The sequence below is a fragment of the Salibaculum griseiflavum genome, from assembly GCF_003129565.1.
GTDB lineage: Bacteria > Pseudomonadota > Alphaproteobacteria > Rhodobacterales > Rhodobacteraceae > Salibaculum > Salibaculum griseiflavum.
The window spans coordinates 104265-127885 of record NZ_QETF01000001.1; the positions used below are offsets into that span (position 1 = coordinate 104265).

Consider the following 23621-nt stretch of genomic DNA (forward strand, 5'->3'; position numbering starts at 1 on the left):
CGGTGCGGCGGATTGCGAATGGCGGGGCCGGATACAAGAGGACGAGCCCGTGGGCCCGTCCTCCCGCCCTGCCAAACGATGTCCCGGATCGCGCTCCTCCGCGTCAGGCGTCCGGAATGAAAAGTGTCTGCCCGACCTGGATGCGGTCAGGGTTCGAAAGGACATCCCGGTTCGCGGCATAAATGACCGTGTAGGCATCGGTGCGTCCATAGAATTGCAGTGCCAGGTAGGCGAGGTTGTCGCCGCTCTCTACGGTATAGAGCTGGCCGTCCGATGTAGAGCCAGCTTGGGTGACAGCTGTGCTGTCGTCGTCGTTGCCCGTAACGTTCAGGCCTCCATTCGCGCTGTCGGCGATGGCCTGAAATGCTTCGACCGTGCGGAGGCTCAGCTGCTCGGCGGCGGCCGCTTCTTCAACGGACCCGTCCTGCAACGAGCGTTGGACGAGGTCGAACAGAAGGGTTCTGGCGTCGACTTCGCCTGTTTCCGACACGGCGATATAGTCCGGCACCTCGATATCACCACGCTCGGCTGAGGCCGCGAGGATATCGGCGAGGAGCCCGGCGGTATTCTCGTAATTGGCGGGCTTGAGGTTGACGCCGATCGTGCTGTCACTGATCGACTGGGCCTCGATGCTGTAATTGCCGGCCAGCACTTCCTCTTGGAGCCTGCTGACGACCTGGCCGCCTGCAAGGCGCTCCATCTTGATCCGTCCCGCCAGGGCGCGGGCGGCGGCGATCCGATCTTCGAGCCCTTCGCGGTTCGCCGCGGACGGGTCGACTGGCGTGAGTTCTGCCTGCGGCACGGCCTCCGAAGCGATGGCGGCGACATCGGTCAGATCCGGGGTCGCGTTGCGGGTCACGCCGGCATCCGGGCTCGTGATCATGTCCTGCATCATCTCAACCCGCATTTCCAAAGCGGCGATTGTGGCTTTCTGCGAGGCTTGCCAACTGGCAAGGGAAAACGCGCCGGCCGATCCGATGACAAAAGTCGCGGCGCCGACTGCCACGAGGGGCAGGATGCTGCGACGTTTGGGGGCGGGGCGATAACTGAATTCGTTCACGACGGACACCTCGCGAATTGCGCGGGTCCGCCTTGGGCCTTTCTGCCCGGGCGAGCGATGTGGTCAGTTGCAGCAGGCCAGAGGTATAGGCGAGATCGGCAAATGGCAAAATGCCATCGCATGGCGTGGTTCAGACCTAACATCTCGATACCCCCCAAAAACAAACGCACCATATCAAGTGTGATGGGCTGGCAGGCCCGGCGCATTTTGCATTTGGAGCAACATATAGACAGAGGGTGATTCGCGCGTCAAAGGAAAATCGAATCACCGATTCGCATTTTCGCGAAACGCCGAATTCAGGCGGGGCGCTTGTCTTCTGCAAGGGCCCCGAGCAGTGGTGCACCACCGCAATCCGGCGCGCCTGTGCCCGCCTCATGGACCGGGAAGCGGGTATAACGGTTGATCATGCTGTCGGTGATCCAGGTGTTGTTGACGCAAAGGTCTTGCGCATTGGTCCCCGAATTGAACCCGAACCCCGGATCGCCGCAATCGTCGGCCCGCCCACCCGCGTTCCAGGCCTGGCCTTCGGGGCTGTTGTGCATGCCGCCCGTGGGAAAGACCATGGCATGCGGATCGAAGGACAGGTTCCAGCTTGTTTCGGGCGTCAGCTGCGACAGGTCCCAGCTGCCGATGGGAATATCATCGTGAAACCCCTGGATGAAGAACGCCGCCACATCGTCATGAGTAAGAAGGGGTTGCGACAGGCGGTCATCGGGAACGGTCATGCGGCCTTCCATCCGGTAGCCATTGTCGCCTTGCCAACAGAACACGAAATCCGCCGCCGTGGCAGGCGTGGCGATCAACAGCAGGGCCAGCAGGCGGATCATCCGTTCTCGCGCAGGACGTGCCCGGCCAGGTAAAGCGACCCGCAGATGAGGATACGTGCCTCGGGGTGGTCGGCGGTGATGGCCTTCAAAGCGCTGTCGAGGTCCGGTGCGGTTTGGACCGTCATGCCGGCATCAGAGGCCGCCTTGGCGGTTGTCTCGGCTGGCAGGGTCGCCTGTTCCCCGGGGATGGAAATGGCGGTCAGGCTGTCGGCGTGGCGGGCCAAAGGGGTCATGTAGCCGCTGACATCCTTTGTATTCAGCATGCCGCAGACCAGGTGTGTGCTCCGTTTCGGCAGCCGGTCGAGCGTTGCTGCGAGCGCCGCGCCCGCCGCCGGGTTATGCCCCCCGTCGAGCCAAAGCTCGGCGGGGCGCACCGCCTCGACAAGCTTGCCATCGGTCAGCTTCTGCATCCGCGCTGGCCAAGCGGCTCTGGTCATCGCCGCCTCGCAGGCGGTCTCGTCGAAGCCCAGCTGGCGCAGCGCCGCCAGGGCCATGCCGGCATTTTCGACCTGGTGGGGGCCGGGCAGGCTTGGCAGTGGCAGGTCCAGCAGGCCGGTCTCATCCTGGTAGATCAGACGCCCGCGTTCCTCGGCAATGTGCCAGTGCTGGCCATGGGCCAGAACCGGTGCAGACAGCCGCGCGGCCTGCCGTTCGATCACGTCCAGCGCGTCATCATGCTGGCGCCCGACCACACAGGACACGCCACGCTTGATGATCCCGGCCTTCTCACCGGCGATCTGGGGCAGCGTATCGCCCAGGAATTGCTGGTGATCCATGTCCACCGGCGTGATCACCGTCAAAGCCGGGGTGTCGATCACGTTGGTGGCGTCCAGCCGTCCGCCAAGGCCGACCTCGAGCAGGGTGTAATCGGCTGGCGTTTCGGCAAAGGCCAACAGTGCTGCGCAGGTGGTGATCTCGAAATAGGTGATCGATTGGTCGCCGTTCGCGCTGTAGCATCGATCCAGCACATCCGTCAGGTGATCCTCGGAAATCAGCTCGCCGGCCAGCCGGATGCGTTCATGAAACCGCGCCAGGTGAGGCGACGTGTAGGCATGGACGGTCTTTCCAGCCCCCTCGAGGCCCGCCCGGATCATGGCCTGCGTCGAGCCCTTGCCATTGGTTCCGGCGATGTGGATCACCGGCGGCAGACGGTCCTGCGGGTTGCCCAGCGCATCCAGCAGCCGCCAGACCCGGTCCAGCGTCAGGTCGATGATCTTCGGGTGCAGGGCCATCATCCGTTCAAGGATGACGTCGGAACCGGTGCTCACGCGTCGGCGTCCTTTTCCGTCTCGGTGGCTTCGGCTTGCTTCTCGCCGGCGGGTTCCGCTTCGTCAGAGTCGGAGGGGGCGGGCAGATCCCCGGCGATGGCCGGGCCTTCGCCCATCAGCATCCGTGTGATGGTGATCAACTCGTCGCGCAGCTGCGCACGCGGTGTGACCCTGTCGAGCATCCCATGATCCAGCAGGTATTCGGCGCGCTGGAACCCTTCGGGCAGCTTCTCGCGGATGGTCTGTTCGATGACCCGCGCGCCTGCAAAGCCGATCAGGGCGTTGGGTTCGGCGATCTGGACATCGCCCAGCATGGCGTATGACGCGGTCACACCACCCGTTGTCGGGTGGGTCAGCACGACGATATAGGGCAGGCCCGCCTCTTTCAGCATCTGCACCGCGATGGTCGTGCGGGGCATCTGCATCAGGCCCAGAATGCCCTCCTGCATCCGGGCACCCCCGGCGGCCGAGAACAGAACCAGCGGGCATCGTTTCTCGATCGCGCGCTCTGCGGCGGCGATGATGGCGTTGCCCACATACATGGACATGGACCCGCCCATGAAGGTGAAATCCTGCCCGGCTGCGACGATGGGGGTGCGGCCGATCTCGCCCTCGACCACCAGCATCGCATCGCGTTCGCCGGTCTTCTTCTGGGCGGCCCTCAGACGGTCTGGATAGCGTTTCTGATCGCGGAATTTCAGCGGGTCGTCGACCGGCTGAGGCACCGCGACCTCGGTGAATATGCCGCCATCGAAAAGGGCGGCGAACCTTTCACGTGGCGTGATGCCCATATGATGCCCGCAAGAGGTGCAGACATTCAGCGCCTCTTTCAGTTCCCGGTGAAACAGCATCGTGCCGCATTCATCGCATTTCGACCAAAGATTCTCGGGCACTTCACGACGCGAGAAGATCGAGTTGATGCGCGGGCGGACGTAGTTGGAAATCCAGTTCATGGGCGCCTCTGACGTTTCACTCCCCGAGATAAGCCGGGCGGCGGGGGAATGCAATCAGCGTCGAATGGCCAGCCGGGCCGAGAGCCAGAGCAGGAAAAGCGTCAGGAAACTGATGACGAGGAAAATCGCCGAGGCCAGCGGATAGTCCGGCTGCATCCAGGTCAGCGGTGCGCCGTCCCATTCATAAAGGATCAGCGCGAAGCCGGACATCGGCCCATCCTTGTAGCCGAAAAGGACGAACTGGATCAGGTTGTTGGAAAGATGCATCGCCAAGGCCGGCCCGAGCGTGCCCGACCGCGCCGTGAGGTCAGCGGCTGCAATGCCGAAGAAGAAGGTCCAGCCCACGTAAAAGAGCGCATCGGCCGCCGTCACGGTGTTCAGGGCATGGGGCAGGGCGAACAATATGCTTGGCACCACCATCCAGACAATCGGCCGCGCAGACAGCGCGCCCAGCTGTTGTTGCAGGTAGCCCCGGAACAGCAATTCCTCCGCGGAAACCTGGATCAGGGTCGCCAGAAGGGCGAAGGGCAGGATCAACAGCCAGACTGGCAACGGACGGATTTCGAGGATGAATTCGGTGACCAGTCCGCCGGAAAGGGTCAGAACCACTAGGAGAAGGCCGGTATTTCGCAGGGTCTTCAGAAATGGGTCCGGCGCGTCCGGGTGCCGGCCAAGCAGGCTCGCCAAACCCCTTTTGTGGAACCGTCGCAACCCATAGGCCAGCGCAGCAATGGGCAGGGCAAAGCTTGACAGGCTGAGGAACAGCATGGCGGGTGTTGCCCCCATGGCGAAGGCTGCCAACCAGTCGCGATTGACGCCAAGCCCCAGAAGCAGCCATGGCGGCCCCCAGAAACCTATCCAGACCAAAGCGAGCACCGCAGCCACGATGAAGAGGGATCGTGCCGGTCGGGCCGGCGACGTGAATCGCTCCATGGACTCGTAAGGTGGGTCGAACCTCATGGCCCCCTATAGGCCGCTTGTCGTGACGGGGGCAATCGGACTTGTCCCATTCCGTGGGGCGCTTTAGACCATCCCTCGCAATCGAACCGGAGAGACACGATGCGCAGGCCCATTTTGGCGTTCATCGCTTTTTCGTGGCTGGCGGGCTGCGCCGACGGGCTCCAATTGCCGGGCTTCGGGGGCGACAGGACCGGCGATGGCATCCGCACGCTTTCGCTGTTGAATGGCGATGTCCGGGTGCGCGGCCCCGCGGGCTATTGCGTTGACCAATCGGCCAGTTCCGCTTCGCGCGGTTTTGCCATGCTTGCGGGCTGCGCGCTCTTGTCCGACCGGGCCGCGATGATGCCTGACCGGTCGGGTCTTCTGACTGTCCAATTCGGGGAGCCGGGCAGTGCGCTGGTGGCCCAAGACCCTGCGGCGCTTGCCGACTACCTGCGTAGCGATCCCGGTCAGGCAATTCTGGCCAGCGGACCGGATGGCGTCGAGGTCGGTGAGGTGCATGTGGGCGACAACCTCGTGATCCTGCGCTTCGAAGACAGGGCCGGGGCGCCCGTGCCCGGCACGACCCCCGTAATTTGGCGCGGCTTCACAGACATCGGTGACCGTTTGGTTACCGTTTCGGCCCTGAGCTATACACGGGCGCCCCTGCAACGCGATGCCGGGCGCACACTTCTGGAACTTGCGCTCAATGCTTTGGGAGAGGCCAACCGGCCTGATGCCACCCCGTCCTGACGGCTGTCGATCAACGGAAAATCCCGGCCATGGCCTTGTAGTTGTTTCCTTTACCGAAACAATTTGGCAGGTATGTTGCCAAAGATCGAACAACGCAAAGGCCGAGTATGGCGAAGGTGCGCAAAGGACTAGTGGCAAGGTTCGTGAACCGGCGCATGCGCCGGTACTGGTCGCGCGCCGCTGCCGCCGCCCCGGAGGCCGAGCTTTCCGAGCTGCGCCGGCAGCGCAACGCCGCGCGCAACCTGCGCCACACGCTGGATGAACTGACCTTCCAGGCTGACAGCCGGCTGGCCTTGCCACGCATCGGTTCGACCACATTCCCCAGGCCGCAGGGCACGGATTGGTCCTGGCGGCCGCAAGCCTGGCGCGGTGCCTTGCCGGTCAAGGGCATGGCGGCGGTAGAATCGCGCACCATGCTAGGCGACGAAGTCACGCTGTTTCACGACTGTCGTATTTCGGAACTGACCTTGCGCCAGTTGCGCAACACGCGCGAGGCGGACCTGGCCCCGTTCGGTTTGCGATTGGACGTTTTCCGGTTCGACGGGTCTTTCCTGAGCCTTGTGCTGAACCTACCCGATGCCGCCTGCGACGGCCTCCGCAAGCGGCACCTGATCCGCATGGACGTGATCGTCGAAATGGAAAAACCGCTGGAGATTTTTGCCCGGCTGAACGTCCGTCACGGCCCAAATACCGAACAGATCGTCCGCGAACTGCCGCTTCACGAAGACAAGGTCATGGTCGAGTTCGACTTGGCCTATACCAACCTGAATGAAAAGCGGGTCGAGTCCATGTGGGTGGACCTGATCTTCGAAGGGCCGGAAATGAACCAGGTGACGATCCGCGATCTCACCTTCTGCCGCGTGCCGCGCGCCGAACTTTGAGAGAGGATGCCATGGGACAAGACGTGACGCTGACCAAGCTGCGCCTGATCGAAGGGGTCTGGCATGGCGTGCTCAAGCGGGCCGGACGCGACAATTGGCAGCCCGAGATCGAGGTCACCCACCTGGATCAGCCGGTCGAGGGTGTCGAGGTCGAAGAGGACCGGGTCGAGGAGTGTTGGTATGTCCGCGTGCCGATCCCGGCGGAACGGATATCCGACGGGGTGCAGACATTTCTCGTAAGAGATCGCCAAAGCGCCGCTGTTCTGGGCTCTTTCGCGATTGTTGCCGGCGATGCGCTGGCCGAGGATATTCGCGCCGAGATGGGCCTCCTGCGCGCTGAGCTGGATATGCTGAAGAAAGCGTTTCGCCGGCACTGTGTAGAGACCATGGATGAGTGATGGTCACGCAATATTTCACTTAGACAAAGGCTTATGCCGCCGTTAGCGGTGCTGTATGGCCTAGGACTACGACAGACTCTACCGCGACACGCCGAACGCCCTGGGCAAGGCAAATGCCGACATTTCGGCGTTTTTCGAGGGGCTCGACCACCCTGTTCGGGTCCTTGATATCGGGTGCGGCCAAGGGCGTGACGCTTTGCCGATTGCCCGTCGCGGTCATGCAGTGTTGGGCATTGATATCTCGCCAGCGGGGATCGAGGCGATGTTGGCCGCCGCCCTGGCCGAGGGGCTGCCAGTAACGGGCCAAGTGGCTGACATTCGGGACGTCCGGATCGATGGAACTTTTGACATCCTGCTGATCAACCGCACTTTGCATATGCTGGACAGAAAGGACCGTACTGCGGTGCTCAGCCACATGCTGGGCCATGTTGCGGCCAACGGTTGGCTGTTGCTGCTTGATGAACGGTCAAACATGCCGGGTTTCCGGTCCGTGGTCGAAGCCGACCCGGCGGATTGGAGTATCGACCGGCAAAAGGGCGGGCTTCTGTTCGCCCAACGTCAGCCCGATGGTTGAAGCAATTCTTCCAGCGTGGAGATTTCGGCGGCCAGTAGCCGTTGGGCCAGCCGTGTCGTGGCGGTTGCGGCGTGGTCCGTATCCGCCTCCAGTTCTGCCAAGGTCTTCCGCCTGTCATCCAGCACCGCGGTCAAAGCGTGTTCAGGCACCGCGTTCCCAGCGTCTTGGGCAAGCAGTATGGCCATCAACGGGATCACTGGTGGTGCGAGTTTTCCAGCGTCCCCCAAGGCTTCGTTGAGCGCGGCCCTTCCGGCATCGGTCAGGTGCATCACGGTCTTTTCGGGGCGGTTGCCCGAGGGTTGCGCGTCGCCGGTCACCCAGCCACGCGCCGTGAAACGGTCCAGTATGGCATAGACCGCCGGACGACTGAGCCCCAGCAGGGAAAGTGGTCCCGAGGCAACGGCGCGAGAGATGTCGTAGCCATGCGCCGGATGCGCGCTCAGCACGCTAAGAACGGCCAGCTCCCGCGCCTTTGCAAGCGTCATGCGGGAATCTTTCCGACGGTCGGCGTCAGATCGAACATCTCGAATGTCTCGATGATCGCTTCCATTTCAGCAGCATCGCCATGGTTGGCATTGCCATAGTCGGTCTCAAGGTAATCATAGAGCGCCGCACGGGTGTCGAAGGTGCTCCAGACGATGACGGTATTGCGTTCGCGGTCAACGCCAACCTGATAGGCAATCAGCCCGTCGACTTTTCCTTCCATCGCTTGCGGAGGTCCTGCGGTGATGCGGATCAGGTCATCCAGCCTGCCGGGTTTGGCCGTGGATTTGGACATGAACGTGTATCCAGGGGTCATTTCGATTATCCTCAATCAGTTATGAATAGTAAATAATGACTATATTGCAGATTGCAAGGTGCTGACGCCGCGTCCTGCGTGACCTGTGCGTCAACTTGCGGCAAGACGGGTCCAAACGGAGGATGCCCATGACCGATTATCCGCACCTGCTGTCCCCGCTCGACCTGGGTTTCACCACGCTCAAGAACCGCGTGCTGATGGGGTCCATGCATACCGGGCTGGAGGAAACGAAGGACTGGAACCGCGTGGCCGAATTCTACGCGGAGCGGGCACGTGGTGATGTCGCGTTGATGGTCACCGGCGGCATGGCCCCGAACCGCGAGGGTGGTGTCTTTCCGGGTGCGGCGGGGCTTTTTACCCCCGAGGACATTGCCAACCACAAGATCGTCACCGACCGGGTCCACGACGCTGGCGGAAAGATCGCCATGCAGATCCTGCATGCGGGCCGCTATGCCTATGGCAAGGATTGCGTGGCCCCCTCGGCCATCAAGTCGCCGATCTCGCCCTTCGTGCCGACCGAACTGGACGAGGCTGGGATCGAAAAACAGATCGCCGATATCGTGACCGCCGCCCGCCGCGCCCGAGAGGCCGGCTATGACGGGGTCGAGGTGATGGGGTCCGAGGGCTATTTCCTCAACCAGTTTCATGTCGAACATACCAACCGCCGTGCGGATCGCTGGGGCGGCAGCCTTGAAAACCGGCAACGCCTGCCGGTCGAGGTGGTGCGCAGGGTGCGCGAGGCCGTGGGCGCAGATTTCATCCTGATCTACCGGCTGTCGATGATCGACCTTGTCCCCAACGGCCAGACCTGGGACGAGGCTGTGACGCTGGCCAGGAAGATCGAAGCGGCGGGGGCCACGATCATCAATACCGGCATCGGCTGGCACGAAGCCCGCATTCCGACGATTGCGACCAGTGTGCCACGCCGTGCCTTCTCCTGGGTCACGAAAAAGCTGATGGGGCAGGTGGGGATTCCGATCATCACCTCGAACCGCATCAATACGCCCGAGGTCGCCGAAGACGTCTTGGCCGAGGGTTGTGCCGACATGGTTTCGATGGCGCGCCCATTCCTGGCCGACGCGCATTTCGTCTCGAAGGCGGCCAGCGGCAATTCCGCGCTGATCGCTCCGTGCATTGCCTGCAACCAGGCCTGCCTGGACCATACGTTCTCGATGAAGATTGCGTCCTGCCTTGTGAATCCGCGTGCCGCCCATGAGACCGAGATCACCCTTGATCCGGCCGCGACGCCAAAGCGGATTGCCGTGGTCGGCGCAGGTCCGGCGGGGCTGTCTGCGTCGGTGACCGCTGCGAGCCGGGGGCACGCGGTGACGCTCTTCGACAAGGCTGACACGCTGGGCGGGCAGCTCAACATGGCGCGTCGGATTCCGGGCAAAGAGGAATTTCACGGTCTGGTTGACTGGTTTGCCGCCAGTGTTGCCGCCGCCGGCGTCGAAACGCGTCTCGGGGTTGCGGCGACGACCGCAGACCTCAAGGGGTTCGATGAGGTCATCATCGCCACCGGCGTGACACCGCGCGATCCGGAGATTCCCGGGCAGGACGGCCCGAACGTGCTGTCCTATATCGATGTTCTGCAGAATGGTGCACCGGTGGGTGACCGCGTGGCGATCATCGGGGCCGGCGGGATCGGTTTCGATGTCGCCGAGTTTCTGACCGTGGCCGACAGCCCGACCGAAGACCTGGACGACTGGATGGAGGAGTGGGGGGTGGGCGATCCCGAGCAAGTACGCGGCGGTCTGCGCCCCGAAGGCCCGAAACCCGACGCCCCGGCGCGTAAGGTCACGCTGTTGCAGCGCAAGGCCCAGAAACTGGGCAGGGGGCTGGGCAAGACAACCGGCTGGATTCACCGCGCGAGCCTCAAGATGCGCAATGTCGAAATGATCGGTGGTGTGAACTATGAACGGATCGACCGCGACGGGCTGCATGTGACCTTCGGCGAGGCACGCGAAAACCCGAGTCTGATCGAGGCCGACACCATCGTGCTGTGTGCCGGACAATTGTCCGAGCGCCGCCTTGCCGATGCCTTGCAGGACGCGGGGACGGTTCCGCATGTGATCGGAGGCGCGGATGTTGCCGCGGAATTGGACGCGAAACGGGCCATCGATCAAGGCGTCCGACTGGCCGCTGCATTGTGACTCCGCGTTTCCGGCCTTGCCACAGTCTCGGTAAAACCCACCAATTGTCAGGCATGCGCCGCAGTCCTGCCCGATTTCGAGGCCAGATATTGTCGCTGAATGCTAAGACAGTATCGAGGATGCAGGATGGATCGCCTGACCGAAATGGAAGCCTTCGCCACCGTTGTGGATCAGGGTGGGTTTACGGACGCAGCCAAGAAAATGGGGATCTCGAAATCCGCCGTTTCAAAGCATGTCTCGTCGCTTGAGGCTCGTCTGGGGGCGCGGCTTCTGAACCGCACCACCCGTCGGGTCAGCCCGACCGAGATTGGCCTTGCCTACTACGACCGGGCGCGCCGCGTCCTGAATGATGCGGGTGAGGCCGATGCACTGGTGACGTCGATGCAATCCGACCCGTCGGGCCTGTTGCGTATCTCGGTTGCTACCGATTTCGGGGTGAACCACCTGTCGCCGGTGCTGGGCGAGTTTCTTCAGGAATTTCCCGAGATCACCGTGAACATGGTGCTCAACAACCGGTACGTCGAACTGATCTCGGAGGGGTTCGACATGGCCGTTCGCATCGGCGAACTGGAAGACAGCACCCTGCGGGCCCGTAAATTGACCGAGACCTCCAAGCGGATGGTGGCCAGCCCTTCCTATTTCCAGAAGCATGGCCGCCCGCAGAAGATCGACGATCTGAACACCCACAAATTGCTGCATTATTCCAATGCCGCGAACTCCGCCGTGTGGAAGCTGACCGCGCCCTCGGGTGAAAAACGCCAGGTCCGCACTGCCGGCTGGCTGACCGTGAATGACGGGCAATCGCTGCTAAATGCCGCGATTTCCGGGCTTGGGATCGCCTACCTGCCGAGCTTCCTTTATTCCGAGGCCATGGAGAAAGGTCTTGTCGAAGAAGCAATCCCCGACCTGCCGGTCGAAACCCAGGGCATCTATGCGGTCTACCCGCCGGGCCGCTTCACCCAGCCCAAGGTCCGGGCGTTCATCGATTTTCTGGCTCACGCCTTTGCCGACAAGGGCCCCGACAACTGGTGATTTCGGCCGCCTATTGAGTCCCTCGAGGATGCTTTCCTCACCTTCGCGGCCTTATGGCCGCGATTTCTTTCAGGCATTGCCGAAATCGGGGGCGTCATCACAAGCGTGGACGGCGCATTCGAGTTCCAGCACGCTATGCGCGATCCCGAAACGCGCCTCCAGCACGGTCTTGATCTGCGCCTTGATCGCGTCGGCCTCGCCCCATTCTCCCTTTTGAATGACCACGTGGGCAAGGAAGGCGGGCCGGTGTTCCTGCATTTCCCAAAGCTGGGCGTTGTGCACGGTCTTGACCCCCGCGACCTCTTGGACGGCCTCGTGGACTTCCTTGGGTGACAGCGTTGCCGGGCTGGCCAGCATCAGGGTGCGGATCACCGCGGGCATTTCCGACAGCGCCATCCAAAGGATATATGCTGCGATCCCCAGCGTGATGATCGGATCCACGATCCACCAGTCGAACAGCAGGATCAGGACGCCCGACACGATCACCGCCACAGACCCCGCGGCATCGGCCAGGTTGTGCAGGAAGGCCGCGCGGATATTCACGCTGTCCTTGGCCATCGACCAGGTCAGAAGCGCGGTGATCGCGTCGACCAAGAGCGCGATGCCCGCCACGATCACCACGATCCAGCCGCCGATCGGGCTGGGATCGAAGAAACGCCACACCGCCTCGTAAGCAAGGTAAAGCCCGATCAGGATCAGCGAGGTGTAATTGATCAGTGCCGCCACCACCTCGGCCCTGCCATAGCCGAAGCTCATGTGTGGATCGGCCGGGCGCCTTGCGATCCTGCGCGCGGCAAAGGCGATGATGAGAGAGACCGCATCGGACAGGTTGTGCACCGCATCCGCGATCAGGGCCAGCGACCCGGACAGCAGCCCCCCGATGATCTGGGCGACCGTCAGAGCAATGTTGACACCGATCGCCAAGGCGACACGCCGGTCCCCGGCTTCGGGGTCTATGTGATGATGGTGATGCGCATGTGCCATTATGGGCCTTTGGATGTTTGGACGTGGTGCAAGGCGCGGCGCGCCTGCCTATTCGGTCGACAGCATGATGACCTCGACGCGCCGGTTTGCCTCTCGGCCTGCGTCCGTCAGATTGCTGGCAATCGGCGCGAGATAGCCCATCCCTTCGGCCTCCAGCTGGCGGCGCGGCACAGCATAATCGGAAACCAGCCTTTCCAGAATGGACCCCGCCCGGCGCCGGCTGAGAGCGATGTTGCCCTCCAATGCGCCGACCGAATCCGTGTGACCGACAAGCGCGACGCGCCGTTCGGGGTTGGCGGCCAAATAGTCTGACAGCGTTTCGAGCGATGCGAAGGTGCCCGACCCGAGCTGGGCTGACCCGGTCTCGAATGTCAGGTCGGATAGCACCGCACGCCCCGTCCGTTCTAGCTCAGCAACGAGGCCCTCCTGCGGCGTTGCCGCCGTCGAGGAGAGGGCCGCGCCTGTCGCACTTGCCATGTCCCGGGTGTCCGTGGGTGGGCCGACGCGGGTCAATTGCACATGTCCGGCCTGGGCCGAGCGGCTGATCAGTAGGCTGACAAGTTCGGTGCCTCTGTCGTTGTCGCGCTCGGCGGCGAGATACCGGAAATCGCCCAGGTCCACATGCATGTCAGGGGCATTCATGACCCGCGTTGCGAACCTGAAATCGAAGCCGCCGCAGCCCTCGGTCTGGCATTCGAAAAGGATGTCGAACCCAGCCTCTGTCAGTTGCGCGCGCAAGGGCAACAGAATCTGCGCGGTCGTCAGGCCTGCCCCGTCGATTCGCCAGGCCTGTTGGTGCAGGGTGCCCTCCTCCGAGAGGATCGGCATGCCGTCCTCACGCCAGGGGCCGATGGGCATATCGTAGATGCCCGGCGTCTCGGTCACATCCGCTTCGAGATTTGCATTTGCAGGCAAATCCAGCGTGACCGCCCCGGCAAGGCCGGGCAGCATGGTCAGCAACAGAGCGAGGGCCGGTCTCATCACGGGATCAGCGGAATTGCCCGTGATAGGCTGCGTTGGGCCGCATATCGGTGGCCGAGGCGACACGGTTCGTCATGTTGAAAAACCCGGCGACATTGGCGATGTCCCAGATATCGCGATCACTGAACCCGACATCCCGCAGAGCTTGCCGATCGGCCTCGGTGATCTCGGCGCTGGCCTTTGTGATCTTCTCGGCGAAGGTGAGCATGGCCGTCTGTCGGGCATCCAGCGCAGCGACCCTCCAGTTCATGACCAACATTTCGCCCAGCTCGGGATCGCCGGACAATTCACGAACCGCCGCGCCATGTGCCGTCAGGCAGTAGAAGCACTTGTTGATCGAGGACACGACAACTGCGATCATCTCGCGTTCCAGCTTGCTCAGACCGCTATCGGAGAGCATGAGGTCATTGTACATCGCCGTGAAGGCGTTCAGTTTTGTCGTGTCGAAGGCATAGGCGCGCAGCACGTTGGGCACCATGCCCAGCTTGTCCTCGCAGATGGCAAAGTACTTGGCGGTCTCCTCGGGCAGCGGGTCGATCATGGGCAGGTCGAGTGCTGTGGGTTGGTCCTTGTCGGGCATCAGGCCTCCGGGTGAATGCGATAATGGTATCCTGCCGCAGCTGACATGCCGAGGGAAGAGTAGAGCGCGTTCGCCCCTGTATTGGCCTTGGTGACAAGAACGGCAAGCGTCTGAGCGTTATTGTCGCGCGCCCAGGTGGCCGCACCTTGCATCATGAAGCGGCCCAGTCCCCGGCGACGGAAGGCTGGGGCAATTTCAACGGCATGGACCATGGCGACATCGTCATGCAGAGCCACGAACAGCGTGCCCGCCGGCGTGTCGTCCAGACGCCCCAGAAGCGTGGTTTTCGGCCCCTTTGCGCGGTCCATGATGGCGATACGTTCGGGTCCGATGCCGCCCTTGGCCCAGATTTCCAACTGGCTGGCAACCGGAGGCCAGACTTCGAAGCAGGTCACGGGGGGCGGCTGGACGGCGAGCGCCCCGGCAGGCGTTGTATAAAGTGTTACCGGATCCTTGACCTGGTAACCACGGGCCTCCAGCGCCCTGTCCAGGGGCTCTTCGTCCTCGCGCAACATGAAAAGCGGCGTTTGCCCGAGCGCGCGCATCGCCGCCACGGCCGTTTCGATTTCCGCATCTCCGGCAACATCTCTGGCCGTGGCCGCGCTGACGCGGCTGCCCCCGCCTGCGCCTTCGCGAATGGTCCAGGGGCCGACAGTGCTGAACCGGGTGGCGGGCCACGTCGCGTCGATCAGTGCCGTCAGGGCCTTTGGCGTCATCCGGTCAACTCGGCGGCCAATCGCACCATGGCCGCGTCCACCAAAGCGCCGTCGGTGCCGCGCACCACGATATGGGTGCCATATGCCCCGTCCTTCTGGAACGGGTAGGACCCGATGGACAGGTCCGGAAAATCCGCTGCCACCTGGCCCAGGGGGCCGGCAACGTCGCCCTCGCCCCTGTCCACGCGCAGGGTCTGGCTCAACATGGGCGCTCCGCCGGTCAGGGTGGGCAGAACGCTGGCCACCATGGCCTGAAAGACCGAGGGCACCCCGGCCATGACATGCACGTTGCCGATCGAGAAGCCCGGCGCGGCGCTGACCGGGTTGTCGATCAGATCGGCGCCGTCGGGAATACGGGCCATGCGCAGGCGCGCCGCGTTCAGCTCACTGCCCGCGCGGTCGTAATGGGCCTGCAGGATCGCCCGCGCATCGTCACGCACGTCGATCCCCACCCTGAAGGCTTCGGCGATGCAATCGGCGGTGATATCATCATGAGTCGGCCCGATCCCGCCCGACGTGAACACCGTATCAAACGCGTTGCGCAGGGCGTTGAGCGCCGCGACGATCGCCGCGCGATCATCACTGACCACGCGCACTTCCTTCAGGTCGATGCCGACCCGCGTCAGTTCTCCGGCCAGGAAATGCATGTTGGCATCGCGGGTGCGGCCCGACAGGATCTCGTCCCCGATCACGAGCATGGCGGCGCTTGGGTTCGGCATGGTCTTCTCCTTCATTCAGGGTTGGTATAGGTCCGGGACATGCGCTTTGCCACTCCTCTTGTGCCGGGTCGGCTGAAACGCCGCTACATGCGGTTCCTGTCCGACGTGGTTCTGGACAGCGGCGAGGAGGTGCGCGCGCATTGCCCCAATCCCGGCTCGATGATGGGCCTGAAAGACCCCGCTACGCGGGTCTGGCTGGAACGCAACGATGATCCGAAGAAAAAGCTCGATTGGGGGTGGCGGCTGTCGGAATTGGATCAAGGCTTCGTCACCATCGACACCGGGTTGGCCAACCGCGTGGTGGGCGAGGCCTTGCGCGCCGGTGCGGTCCCGGCCCTGGCCGGGGCGGGCGAGGTGAGGGCCGAGGTGAAATATGGCACCGGCAGCCGCGTGGATTTCTGCCTGGGCGGCGACACGTTCGTCGAGGTCAAATCGGTGACGCTGGCCCGCCGATCCGGCCTGGCCGAGTTTCCCGACAGCGTCACCCAGCGCGGCACCAAGCACTTGCACGAACTGGCCGAGGTCGCCCGGTCGGGCAAGCGGGCCGTGATGTTCTACCTGGTCCAGCGCACCGATTGCACGGACATGACCCTCGCTGCCGATATCGACCCGGACTATGCCAACGCCTTCGACGAGGCCCGCGCCGCCGGTGTTGAGGTCATCTGCCACCGCGCCAAGATCACACCGCAAGAGATCACTCTTGGACCGGTCTGCGGGGTCGGCTGGCCCGAATCCGGGAAATGACGCCGCACCGGGCCTTTTGCAGGGGCTTGATTTGTCCTATTTGGACTTAAAGCAAGGAACAGGTGCCATGGACGACACGCGCGGCAGGATTACGAAAGACGGCATCCGCCTTCACGACAAGGCGGATTTTGCGGGTATGCATGCAGCCGGTCGGCTGGCGGCAGAGGTTCTCGACCGGATCGCCGAACATGTGGTGCCCGGCGCCACCACCGGCGATCTGGACAGCAAGATCGAGCAATGGGTCAACGAGGCGGGCGCGTCCTCGGCTACGATCGGCTACAAGGGCTACCAGCACGCCAGCTGCATCAGCGTCAACCACGTGGTCTGCCACGGCATTCCCGGTGCGGCGATCCCCAAGGCCAAGGCCGAGACGATTTCCAAGAACCTCGAAAAGCGCCGCGACGACGACTCGTTGCAGGAGGGGGATATCCTGAACATCGATGTCACGGTGATCGTCGATGGCTGGTTCGGGGACACAAGCCGGATGTATGTCGCGGGTGGCAAGCCCAACCGAAAGACCGAAGGCCTGATCCAGGTCACGCATGATGCCCTGATGAAGGGGATCGAGGCCGCGCGGCCCGGCAATACCTTCGGAGATATCGGCTACGCGATCCAGTCCTATGTCGAAAGCAACCGCATGAGCGTTGTGCGCGATTTCTGCGGGCACGGGTTGGGACGGGTGTTTCACGCACCGCCCAACGTGCTGCATTACGGCCGCCCGGGCACCGGGCCGGTTCTGGAAGAGGGCATGTTCTTCACCATCGAGCCGATGGTGAATCTTGGCCGCCCGGAAACACATGTTCTCAAGGATGACTGGACGGCCGTGACGCGGGACAAGTCCCTGTCCGCGCAGTTCGAGCATTCCATCGGGATAACCGCCGATGGTTGCGACATCTTCACCCTGTCGCCGGCGGGCAAGTTCCACCCGACCTATTGATCCTCCGCGTCCTCGCGCAGCATGGCGTGCAGCACCGTGCTGCCCTGGAATGGCGTGGCGCAATCCCCGATCAAAAGGGGCGTGTCGAACAGGACTGGCGGCGGCAGTGCGGTCCGCGCGGGTTTCTCGCGCGCCACCCAGGGCACTTCGTTGAAACTGGCATCGGTCATGGGCGCAGGATAGCACAAGTGCAGCAAGCGCCCAAATCCGCGCCTCAGGATGCGCGCAGCACCGTAATATGGGTGTCGCCGTATCGGCGCGAATCCTCAAGGGAGAAGCCATCCGGCGGGTCCTGGGCGGCGCTTTCTTCCCAAACGATCAGCGCATCAGGGGCAATCCATCCCTGCCGCCGGGCGGTGACGAGCGCGGGTCCGCCCAGTCCCTGCCCATAGGGTGGGTCCAGGAAGACAAGGTCGCAGGGCGTCGACGCCTTCGGAAGACGGTCAGCGGCGCAGGTCAGGATGCGAGCATCGGCGTCGCGCCGAGCCTTCGACAGGTTTTCCCGGATCAGGCGTTGCGCGGCGCGGCCCTTGTCGACGAAGGTCGCGTGGCTTGCCCCGCGCGACAGCGCCTCCAGACCCAGTGCGCCGGTTCCCGCGAACAGGTCCAGAACCCGCGCACCATCTGGTAGCCCATATCCTGCCAGAACATTGAACAGGCTTTCCCGGACCCGGTCGGGCGTGGGGCGCAAATGCGCGGCCGCATCCCCCTTGCCGACCGAGGCTAGCGTCAATCCCCGATGCTGGCCGCCGATGATCCTCACGCTTTCAGCAGGGCCTTCATGTCGGTTTCGGGGTCGGTCACGATCTCGGGCGCGGGCGATTTGCCCGCCTCGATCAGGCGCTTGGCCACCATGTAGGTCCGGGCGTCGTTCATCGCGTCCACCGCGATCAGTTCGGTGCCCTTGTAGTACCAATGCGACCTGGCCGCGCCGTCTTGCCGGACATGCACGGCGTCATAGCCCAGGTTCAACCCGGCAATCTGCAACTTGCAATCGTATTGATCCGACCAGAACCAGGGCTTGGGCTCATAGGCCACGTCCTCGCCCGCCATGTTTTGGGCCGCGACCTCGGCCATGTCGATGGCATTTCCGACACTTTCCAGCCGGATCCGCTGGCCCTTGAAGTTGCAGGTCGCGCAATCACCGGCCGCGAAGATGTCGGGCTCGGAGCTGCGGCAGTGATCGTCGGTGACGATGCCGTTGTCGATCTCCAGGCCAGCGCCCTCGGCCAGGGCGGTCGCCGGCTGGATGCCGACGCCGACGATGGCGAAATCCAGGTCCAGCTCTGTCCCGTCCGTCAGGACCGCGCCGCTGACCCGGTCCGTGCCGGTCAGTTCCTTCAGGCCGACGCCTTCGCGGATATCGACCCCATGTTCCCGGTGCAGGTCGCGGAAGAATGCCGAGGTCTCCGGGCAGGCCACCCGTTGCAGGATGCGGTCGGCCATTTCAACCAGCGTAACCTTGACGCCCTTCTTCGCAGCGACCGCTGCGGCCTCCAGCCCGATATAGCCGCCGCCGATGACCAAAAGGCGCGCGCCTTGGCGAAATTCGGGGGCCATGGCATCGGCATCGCGCAGGTCGCGCACGGTATAGACGCCGTCCAGCGTGCCCCCGATCGCAGCGGGCAGGGTGCGCGGATGCGACCCCGTGGTCAGGGCCAGCTTGTCGTAGGTCAGCACCTCGCCGGTATCCAGGCGCAGGGTCTTGTAATGGGCATCGACTTCGGTCACCCGCACGCCCATGCGCAGGGCGATGTCGTTGTCGGCGTACCACTGCTCGGGCCGCAGGAAGAGCCGTTCCAATTCCATCTCGCCCAGCAGGTAGGCCTTTGACAGGGGCGGGCGCTGATAGGGTGGGACCCGTTCCGCGCCGATCAGGGTTATATCCCCGTCAAAGCCGCTGCTGCGCAGCTTGGCCACCAGAGAGGCCGCCGCCTGCCCGCCGCCGATCACGATGTGATGCGCCATTCTTCACCATTCCTAGCTGGTCTTCGGATGCTGCGACCCTATAGTCCAAGCGGAACGAAACGCAATTGATGAAGAGGTATGTCAAATGACGATTTCCGTTGGAGAGAAGCTGCCCGACGCCACGGTCCTGCGCATGGGAGCCGATGGCCCCGAAGAGGTTCGGATGTCCGCGCTTGCCGGATCGGGCAAGGTTGTGTTGTTCGGCCTGCCGGGCGCCTATACCGGCACCTGCACCACCGCGCATGTGCCCAGTTTCATCCGCACCAAGCCGGACTTCGACGCCAAGGGCGTCGATGCCGTGATCTGCCTGAGCGTCAATGACCCTTTCGTCATGGGGGCCTGGGGTGACAGCACCGGGGCGTCCGAGGCAGGTATTCACATGATCGGGGATGCGTCCTCGGAATTCACCAAGGCGATCGGCATGGACTTCACTGCGCCGCCGGCGGGCCTTATCGACCGGTCCAAGCGCTTTGCGCTCTATGCCGAGGATGGGGTCGTCAAGGTCCTGCATGTCGAGGAAAACCCGGGCGTCTGCGAAACCTCGGGTGGCGAAGCGCTGCTCGCGGCCATCTAGAAATCGGAGCGGGGCGCCGGTTCGGGCAGGTTGTCTCGCCCCGGCGCCCCGTTTTCGGACCGTGTTTAGCTGTGTCAGCCCGCCTGCTGGATCAGCGTCTGGGTCGGGAACGGGATGTCCACGCCCTGTTTGTCGAAGGCTTCCTTGACCGCGCGGGTCAGGTGGAACTTCAGGTCCCAATAGTCCGAGGCCGCGCACCAGGCGCGCACGGTGAAGTCAACCGAACTATCGCCCAGATTGGTCACCTTCACGAAGGGCGCCGGATCCGACATCACGCGTTCGTCCTTGGTGACGATGTCGGTGATGATCTTTTCGGCCTTCTTGAGGTCGGTGTCATAGGAAACCCCAAAGACAAGATCGCAGCGCCGCGTGTCGTAATGCGAGTAATTGGTGATCGCGCCCGAGAACACGTCGCCATTGGGCACGATGATCTTGACGTTGTCCGGCGTCGTCATCTCGGTGGTGAAAAGCGTGATCTCGTCCACGGTGCCCGATTGGCCACCGGCATTGACGTAATCGCCCGCCTTGAACGGACGGAAGACGACCAGCATCACCCCGGCGGCAAGGTTTGCGAGCGATCCTTGCAGTGCGAACCCGATCGCCAGACCGACCGCACCGACAAGCGCGGCCAGCGACGTGGTCTCGATTCCGAACCGGCCAAGAATGAAGATGACCGCGATGGCCAGAATCGCGTACCGCGCGACGCTGGCTAGAAATCGGGCCAGGGTGGCATCGAATTTGGGGGACGTTTCCGAGGCCTTGATAATCCGGCTCTTGATCCAACCACTCAGCCAAAGCGCGATGACGAAGATCGCAAGCGCGATGGCGATATTTACGAGTATTCCAATAACGAAGTCTTCGGACATGGCGACAGCCCCTCAGTCATGAATCACAGGTCGGCAGGGCCTTACCCTGCTCGTGCCTCGGCCCTAGTCCAAAAAGGGCGAGGCTGGCAACGTTTCATTGGGGGAAATGGGGGTAGTCACTCCCCGTCGGCGGCCAGCCGGTCCATCTTTTGAGCCAGTTTTAGGTCGAGTTCGCTCAGTCCGCCGATGTCATGGGTCGAGAGTGTCACCTCGACCGTTTTGAACACATTGAACCATTCTGGATGATGGTTCAGCTTTTCGGCCCAGATCGCGGCGCGGGACATGAAGCCCCAGGCCTCGACGAAATTGGCGAAGCTATAGGTCTTGGTCACCGCGTCGCGCCCCTCGACGGCGGACCAGCCCGCCTCTGCCAAGGTTGCGCGTCCTGTGTCGTCTATCGGATCGGCCATGATGATCTCCTTTCCTCAGTCGTGATCTTCGGCGTTGGCCCTGCGGAAAGGGCCATATGTGGTCAGCACTTCGATTTCTTCATCCACGGCGCGGCGTTCGGCTTGCAGGTAGTTGTCCACCGCGTCGCGAAAGCCGGCATCGGCGAACCAGTGCAGCGAATGGGTCGTCACGGGCAGATATCCGCGCGCTAGCTTATGTTCCCCCTGTGCGCCCGCTTCGACGGTGCGCAGGCCATTGGCGATGGCATAGTCGATCGCTTGGTAATAGCAGATCTCGAAATGCAGGAACGGGTGATGCTCGATGCAGCCCCAGTAGCGGCCGAACAGGTTGTGCCGCCCGATCAGGTTCATTGCGCCGGCGATGGGCAGCCCGTCGCGTTGCGCGAAAACCAGAAGAATATCGTCGCGCAACGTGTCATGGGCGATATCGAAGAAGCGCCGTGTCAGGTAGGGCTGCCCCCATTTGCGGGCGCCGGTATCCTGGTAGAAGGTCCACATCGCGTCCCAGTGTTCGGGCTGGATCGCGTCACCGGTCAGCTGAACGATCTCGCCGCCGAACGCCTGCGCCTCGCGCCTTTCCTTGCGCAGGGTCTTGCGCTTGCGGCTGGACAGGTGGGAAAGGAAGTCGTCCCAGTCGGCATAGCCCCTGTTGGCCCAGTGGTATTGCTGTGCCGTGCGGCGCAGCAGGCCCATTTCCTCACCGGCCAATGCCTCGGCCTCGGTGCAGAATGTCGCGTGGACCGAGGATAATCCGTTGTCCGATGCAAGCTGGACGGCCCCCTGCACAAGCGCGGCCATGCCCTGCGCCTCGTAGCCGGGACGGGTCAGGAACCGGCGGCCGGTGACGGGCGTGAAAGGCACCGCGATTTGCAGCTTGGGGTAATACCGCCCGCCCGCCCGTTCATAGGCGTGGGCGAAATTGTGGTCGAACATGTATTCGCCCTGGCTGTGGGACTTGCCATAGAGCGGGGCCACGGCGATGACCTGCCCGCCGCTACGGGCGGCCAGGTAGTGAGGCTCCCACCCCGATCCGGCGCCGGTGCTACCGCTTTTCTCCAGCGCGGACAGGAACCTGTGTGTCGTGAACGGGTCGGTGGGCCGCCCGCCATGGGCGACCTCGGGGCAGGCGCAGGCGTCCCACTCGGCGGCGGGGATGTCCGACAGGCTGGAATGGGCGGTTATCTCGACGGGGCTTGCGTCCATGATGTCAAAGTTGGCGCTGGGCCGGAGGCGGTCAAGCCATGTAACCCTCGAAAGTCACCTGGTCGGCGCCATTGGCCAGGGCCTCGGCCTGTTGCGTATCCGACCGGATGGTCCAGCAGAAGACCCTCAGGCCCCGTGCCTTGGCCGCTTGGACGACAGGATTGGTGAGGTCATTCCACTGGTGGCTGATGAAGTCCGCGCCCAGCGTCTCAAGGTCAGGCATCGGGCGCAGCGCGTCCAGCCGCTCCTGTGGCACTGTCGGCCAATCCGCCTTGTCGAAGGCGCAGGTGGTCAGGCCGTGCGGCAGGTCGGGCAGCAGCTGGCCCATGCGAGCCACGGAAAATGGGTTGAAGGACATGACGGCCACAGGACCGGGATAGTCGGTCAGACAGGCCGCCGCGGCCTCCTCCAGCGGGCCGATAGCAGGGCCGAGCGCACCGTCCTGATCCTTGATCTCGATCAGGAGAGGAACAGCGCCTGCGACTTGGTCCAGCACCTGTGAGAGGGTGGGAATGCCCTCGTCACTGTCGCGTAACTGTATCGCGGCGAGGTCTTGCGCGCTGCGTTGACGAACCGGGCCGCGTGCGTCGGTCAAGCGGTCGAGCGCATAGTCGTGGAACACCACCGCCTGTCCGTCGCTCGACAGTTGCAGATCAATCTCGATCCCGTAGCCGGCTGTCATCGCCGCGTCGATGGCCGAGCGGCTGTTCTCTGGCCGCCCCGGCCCGTGCAAGGCGCGGTGGGCGAAGGGCCTGGCGTGGAAACCCCGTGGCAGCATCAGGCGATCTCGAAAATGCCCTCGATCTCGACGGCAACGCCCAGCGGCAGGGATGCGGCCGAAACGGCGGATCTGGAATGCTGCCCGGCGGGGCCCAAGGCCTCGACCAGAAAGTCGCTGGCCCCGTTGATCACCTTGGGCTGATCGGTGAAGTCGGGGGTGGAATTTACGAAACCGGTCAGTTTGACGACCCGGACCAGCCGGTCGATATCTCCGCCGCAAGCGGCCTTGAGCTGTGCCAGCAAGCTGATCGCGCAGAGCCGGGCGGCGGCCGCGCCATCGGCCACGTCCATGTCATCGCCCAGACGCCCCTTGACCGGCCCGTTCGCATCCATCGAGATCTGGCCTGACACGTAGACCAGACTGCCGCTCTGGACGAAGGGCACGTAATTTGCGGCGGGGGCCGGGGCACCGGGCAGGGTGACGCCAAGGTCGGCCAGGCGCGACTCGATGGACATGGGGGTTCTCCTTTGGTCTCGTGCCAGCGACGCTAGACCCAAACACACCCCTGCGAAAGGCCCAAA

The 23621-nt window shown here is 63.4% G+C and carries 29 protein-coding genes; 9 read left to right on the forward strand and 20 right to left on the reverse strand.

Annotated elements, in window-relative coordinates; translation table 11 throughout:
- Nucleotides 1-103 precede the first annotated feature (103 nt).
- The 5 genes from DFK10_RS00545 to DFK10_RS00565 all read right to left on the reverse strand — a co-directional run bounded on the left by DFK10_RS00545 (nt 104) and on the right by DFK10_RS00565 (nt 5068).
- Nucleotides 104-1060 carry a LysM peptidoglycan-binding domain-containing protein gene (locus DFK10_RS00545; RefSeq protein ID WP_146193213.1) on the reverse strand — a complete coding sequence of 319 codons (957 nt, stop codon included), beginning with the start codon at nt 1058-1060 and terminating at the stop codon, nt 104-106.
- 296 nt (nt 1061-1356) lie between these two features.
- Entirely contained in the window at nt 1357-1887 is a 531-nt protein-coding gene (locus DFK10_RS00550; protein ID WP_109385507.1) for a hypothetical protein, read from the reverse strand.
- The gene (locus tag DFK10_RS00555) at nt 1884-3122 is read right to left on the reverse strand and encodes a bifunctional folylpolyglutamate synthase/dihydrofolate synthase (protein WP_408005557.1); all 1239 of its coding nucleotides are present in this window, start codon (nt 3120-3122) and stop codon (nt 1884-1886) included. The genes DFK10_RS00550 and DFK10_RS00555 overlap by 4 nt, the downstream gene beginning before the upstream one ends.
- Nucleotides 3123-3151: 29 nt before the next feature.
- Complete coding sequence (accD, locus tag DFK10_RS00560) at nt 3152-4108, reverse strand: acetyl-CoA carboxylase, carboxyltransferase subunit beta (RefSeq protein ID WP_109385511.1); 957 nt, start codon at nt 4106-4108, stop codon at nt 3152-3154.
- Between the two features lie 54 nt (nt 4109-4162).
- Entirely contained in the window at nt 4163-5068 is a 906-nt protein-coding gene (locus DFK10_RS00565) for a CPBP family intramembrane glutamic endopeptidase (protein ID WP_109385513.1), read from the reverse strand.
- 99 nt (nt 5069-5167) lie between these two features.
- Here DFK10_RS00565 and DFK10_RS00570 point away from each other — a divergent pair, with 99 nt between their 5' ends.
- The 4 genes from DFK10_RS00570 to DFK10_RS00585 all read left to right on the forward strand — a co-directional run bounded on the left by DFK10_RS00570 (nt 5168) and on the right by DFK10_RS00585 (nt 7653).
- Nucleotides 5168-5800: a hypothetical protein gene (locus DFK10_RS00570; RefSeq protein ID WP_109385515.1), complete on the forward strand. Its 633-nt coding sequence runs from the start codon at nt 5168-5170 to the stop codon at nt 5798-5800.
- A gap of 107 nt (nt 5801-5907) precedes the next feature.
- Nucleotides 5908-6681: a DUF6478 family protein gene (locus DFK10_RS00575; protein WP_109385517.1), complete on the forward strand. Its 774-nt coding sequence runs from the start codon at nt 5908-5910 to the stop codon at nt 6679-6681.
- 11 nt (nt 6682-6692) lie between these two features.
- Nucleotides 6693-7079: a hypothetical protein gene (locus DFK10_RS00580; protein ID WP_109385519.1), complete on the forward strand. Its 387-nt coding sequence runs from the start codon at nt 6693-6695 to the stop codon at nt 7077-7079.
- A 100-nt stretch (nt 7080-7179) separates the two neighbouring features.
- A complete protein-coding gene (locus DFK10_RS00585; RefSeq protein ID WP_109385521.1) occupies nt 7180-7653 on the forward strand; it encodes a class I SAM-dependent methyltransferase in 474 nt (157 codons plus the stop codon).
- Here the strand turns inward: DFK10_RS00585 and DFK10_RS00590 are convergent.
- Both DFK10_RS00590 and DFK10_RS00595 read right to left on the reverse strand, forming a co-directional pair.
- Nucleotides 7638-8138, reverse strand: coding sequence for a PadR family transcriptional regulator (locus tag DFK10_RS00590; protein ID WP_109385523.1), 501 nt, complete (start codon nt 8136-8138; stop codon nt 7638-7640). The two genes, DFK10_RS00585 and DFK10_RS00590, sit on opposite strands and share 16 nt — an antisense overlap.
- Nucleotides 8135-8452: a putative quinol monooxygenase gene (locus tag DFK10_RS00595; RefSeq protein ID WP_217810020.1), complete on the reverse strand. Its 318-nt coding sequence runs from the start codon at nt 8450-8452 to the stop codon at nt 8135-8137. Before DFK10_RS00595 ends, DFK10_RS00590 begins: the two co-directional genes overlap by 4 nt.
- A 128-nt stretch (nt 8453-8580) precedes the next feature.
- Here DFK10_RS00595 and DFK10_RS00600 point away from each other — a divergent pair, with 128 nt between their 5' ends.
- Nucleotides 8581-10605, forward strand: coding sequence for an NADPH-dependent 2,4-dienoyl-CoA reductase (locus DFK10_RS00600; RefSeq protein WP_109385527.1), 2025 nt, complete (start codon nt 8581-8583; stop codon nt 10603-10605).
- A 126-nt stretch (nt 10606-10731) separates the two neighbouring features.
- Nucleotides 10732-11637 carry a LysR family transcriptional regulator gene (locus DFK10_RS00605; RefSeq protein ID WP_109385529.1) on the forward strand — a complete coding sequence of 302 codons (906 nt, stop codon included), beginning with the start codon at nt 10732-10734 and terminating at the stop codon, nt 11635-11637.
- Nucleotides 11638-11706: 69 nt separating this feature from the next.
- Here DFK10_RS00605 and DFK10_RS00610 read toward each other — a convergent pair whose 3' ends face one another.
- Genes DFK10_RS00610 through DFK10_RS00630 form a run of 5 tightly spaced genes read right to left on the reverse strand, consistent with a single transcriptional unit; the run spans nt 11707 to nt 15617 of the window.
- A complete protein-coding gene (locus DFK10_RS00610) occupies nt 11707-12621 on the reverse strand; it encodes a cation diffusion facilitator family transporter (RefSeq protein ID WP_109385531.1) in 915 nt (304 codons plus the stop codon).
- Nucleotides 12622-12669: 48 nt separating this feature from the next.
- Nucleotides 12670-13602: an OmpA family protein gene (locus DFK10_RS00615; protein ID WP_109385533.1), complete on the reverse strand. Its 933-nt coding sequence runs from the start codon at nt 13600-13602 to the stop codon at nt 12670-12672.
- Nucleotides 13603-13609: 7 nt separating this feature from the next.
- A complete protein-coding gene (locus DFK10_RS00620) occupies nt 13610-14182 on the reverse strand; it encodes a peroxidase-related enzyme (RefSeq protein ID WP_109385535.1) in 573 nt (190 codons plus the stop codon).
- The gene (locus DFK10_RS00625; protein WP_109385537.1) at nt 14182-14898 is read right to left on the reverse strand and encodes a GNAT family N-acetyltransferase; all 717 of its coding nucleotides are present in this window, start codon (nt 14896-14898) and stop codon (nt 14182-14184) included. Before DFK10_RS00625 ends, DFK10_RS00620 begins: the two co-directional genes overlap by 1 nt.
- Nucleotides 14895-15617 carry a competence/damage-inducible protein A gene (locus DFK10_RS00630; protein ID WP_109385539.1) on the reverse strand — a complete coding sequence of 241 codons (723 nt, stop codon included), beginning with the start codon at nt 15615-15617 and terminating at the stop codon, nt 14895-14897. Before DFK10_RS00630 ends, DFK10_RS00625 begins: the two co-directional genes overlap by 4 nt.
- A 39-nt stretch (nt 15618-15656) precedes the next feature.
- Between DFK10_RS00630 and sfsA the strand changes: the two genes are divergently transcribed.
- Nucleotides 15657-16361: a DNA/RNA nuclease SfsA gene (gene sfsA / locus DFK10_RS00635; protein WP_109385541.1), complete on the forward strand. Its 705-nt coding sequence runs from the start codon at nt 15657-15659 to the stop codon at nt 16359-16361.
- A 67-nt stretch (nt 16362-16428) separates the two neighbouring features.
- Nucleotides 16429-17298 carry a type I methionyl aminopeptidase gene (gene map / locus DFK10_RS00640; protein WP_109385542.1) on the forward strand — a complete coding sequence of 290 codons (870 nt, stop codon included), beginning with the start codon at nt 16429-16431 and terminating at the stop codon, nt 17296-17298.
- Here map and DFK10_RS16385 read toward each other — a convergent pair.
- The 3 genes from DFK10_RS16385 to DFK10_RS00650 are packed head-to-tail and all read right to left on the reverse strand — an operon-like array spanning nt 17292 to nt 19266.
- Nucleotides 17292-17468 (reverse strand): hypothetical protein, encoded by a 177-nt coding sequence (locus DFK10_RS16385; RefSeq protein WP_217810021.1) that lies wholly within the window; start codon nt 17466-17468, stop codon nt 17292-17294. The two genes, map and DFK10_RS16385, sit on opposite strands and share 7 nt — an antisense overlap.
- A gap of 44 nt (nt 17469-17512) precedes the next feature.
- Complete coding sequence (gene rsmD / locus DFK10_RS00645; RefSeq protein WP_109385543.1) at nt 17513-18061, reverse strand: 16S rRNA (guanine(966)-N(2))-methyltransferase RsmD; 549 nt, start codon at nt 18059-18061, stop codon at nt 17513-17515.
- Entirely contained in the window at nt 18058-19266 is a 1209-nt protein-coding gene (locus DFK10_RS00650) for an NAD(P)/FAD-dependent oxidoreductase (protein WP_109385544.1), read from the reverse strand. The genes rsmD and DFK10_RS00650 overlap by 4 nt, the downstream gene beginning before the upstream one ends.
- A gap of 85 nt (nt 19267-19351) precedes the next feature.
- On the opposite strand from DFK10_RS00650, the gene DFK10_RS00655 reads away from it, so the two are divergent.
- Nucleotides 19352-19840, forward strand: coding sequence for a peroxiredoxin (locus DFK10_RS00655; RefSeq protein ID WP_109385545.1), 489 nt, complete (start codon nt 19352-19354; stop codon nt 19838-19840).
- 74 nt (nt 19841-19914) lie between these two features.
- On the opposite strand, the gene DFK10_RS00660 is transcribed toward DFK10_RS00655, so the two are convergent.
- The 5 genes from DFK10_RS00660 to DFK10_RS00680 form a co-directional block, all read right to left on the reverse strand.
- On the reverse strand, nt 19915-20706 hold the full coding sequence (locus DFK10_RS00660; protein ID WP_109385547.1) for a mechanosensitive ion channel family protein: 792 nt from the start codon (nt 20704-20706) through the stop codon (nt 19915-19917).
- A gap of 116 nt (nt 20707-20822) precedes the next feature.
- Nucleotides 20823-21116, reverse strand: a complete 294-nt coding sequence (locus tag DFK10_RS00665) for a 4a-hydroxytetrahydrobiopterin dehydratase (protein WP_109385549.1) — start codon at nt 21114-21116, stop codon at nt 20823-20825.
- 15 nt (nt 21117-21131) lie between these two features.
- Nucleotides 21132-22319 carry a GNAT family N-acetyltransferase gene (locus DFK10_RS00670; RefSeq protein WP_109385551.1) on the reverse strand — a complete coding sequence of 396 codons (1188 nt, stop codon included), beginning with the start codon at nt 22317-22319 and terminating at the stop codon, nt 21132-21134.
- A gap of 31 nt (nt 22320-22350) precedes the next feature.
- On the reverse strand, nt 22351-23097 hold the full coding sequence (locus DFK10_RS00675; protein WP_109385553.1) for a glycerophosphodiester phosphodiesterase family protein: 747 nt from the start codon (nt 23095-23097) through the stop codon (nt 22351-22353).
- Nucleotides 23097-23555, reverse strand: coding sequence for a RidA family protein (locus tag DFK10_RS00680; protein WP_109385555.1), 459 nt, complete (start codon nt 23553-23555; stop codon nt 23097-23099). Before DFK10_RS00680 ends, DFK10_RS00675 begins: the two co-directional genes overlap by 1 nt.
- Nucleotides 23556-23621 lie beyond the last annotated feature (66 nt).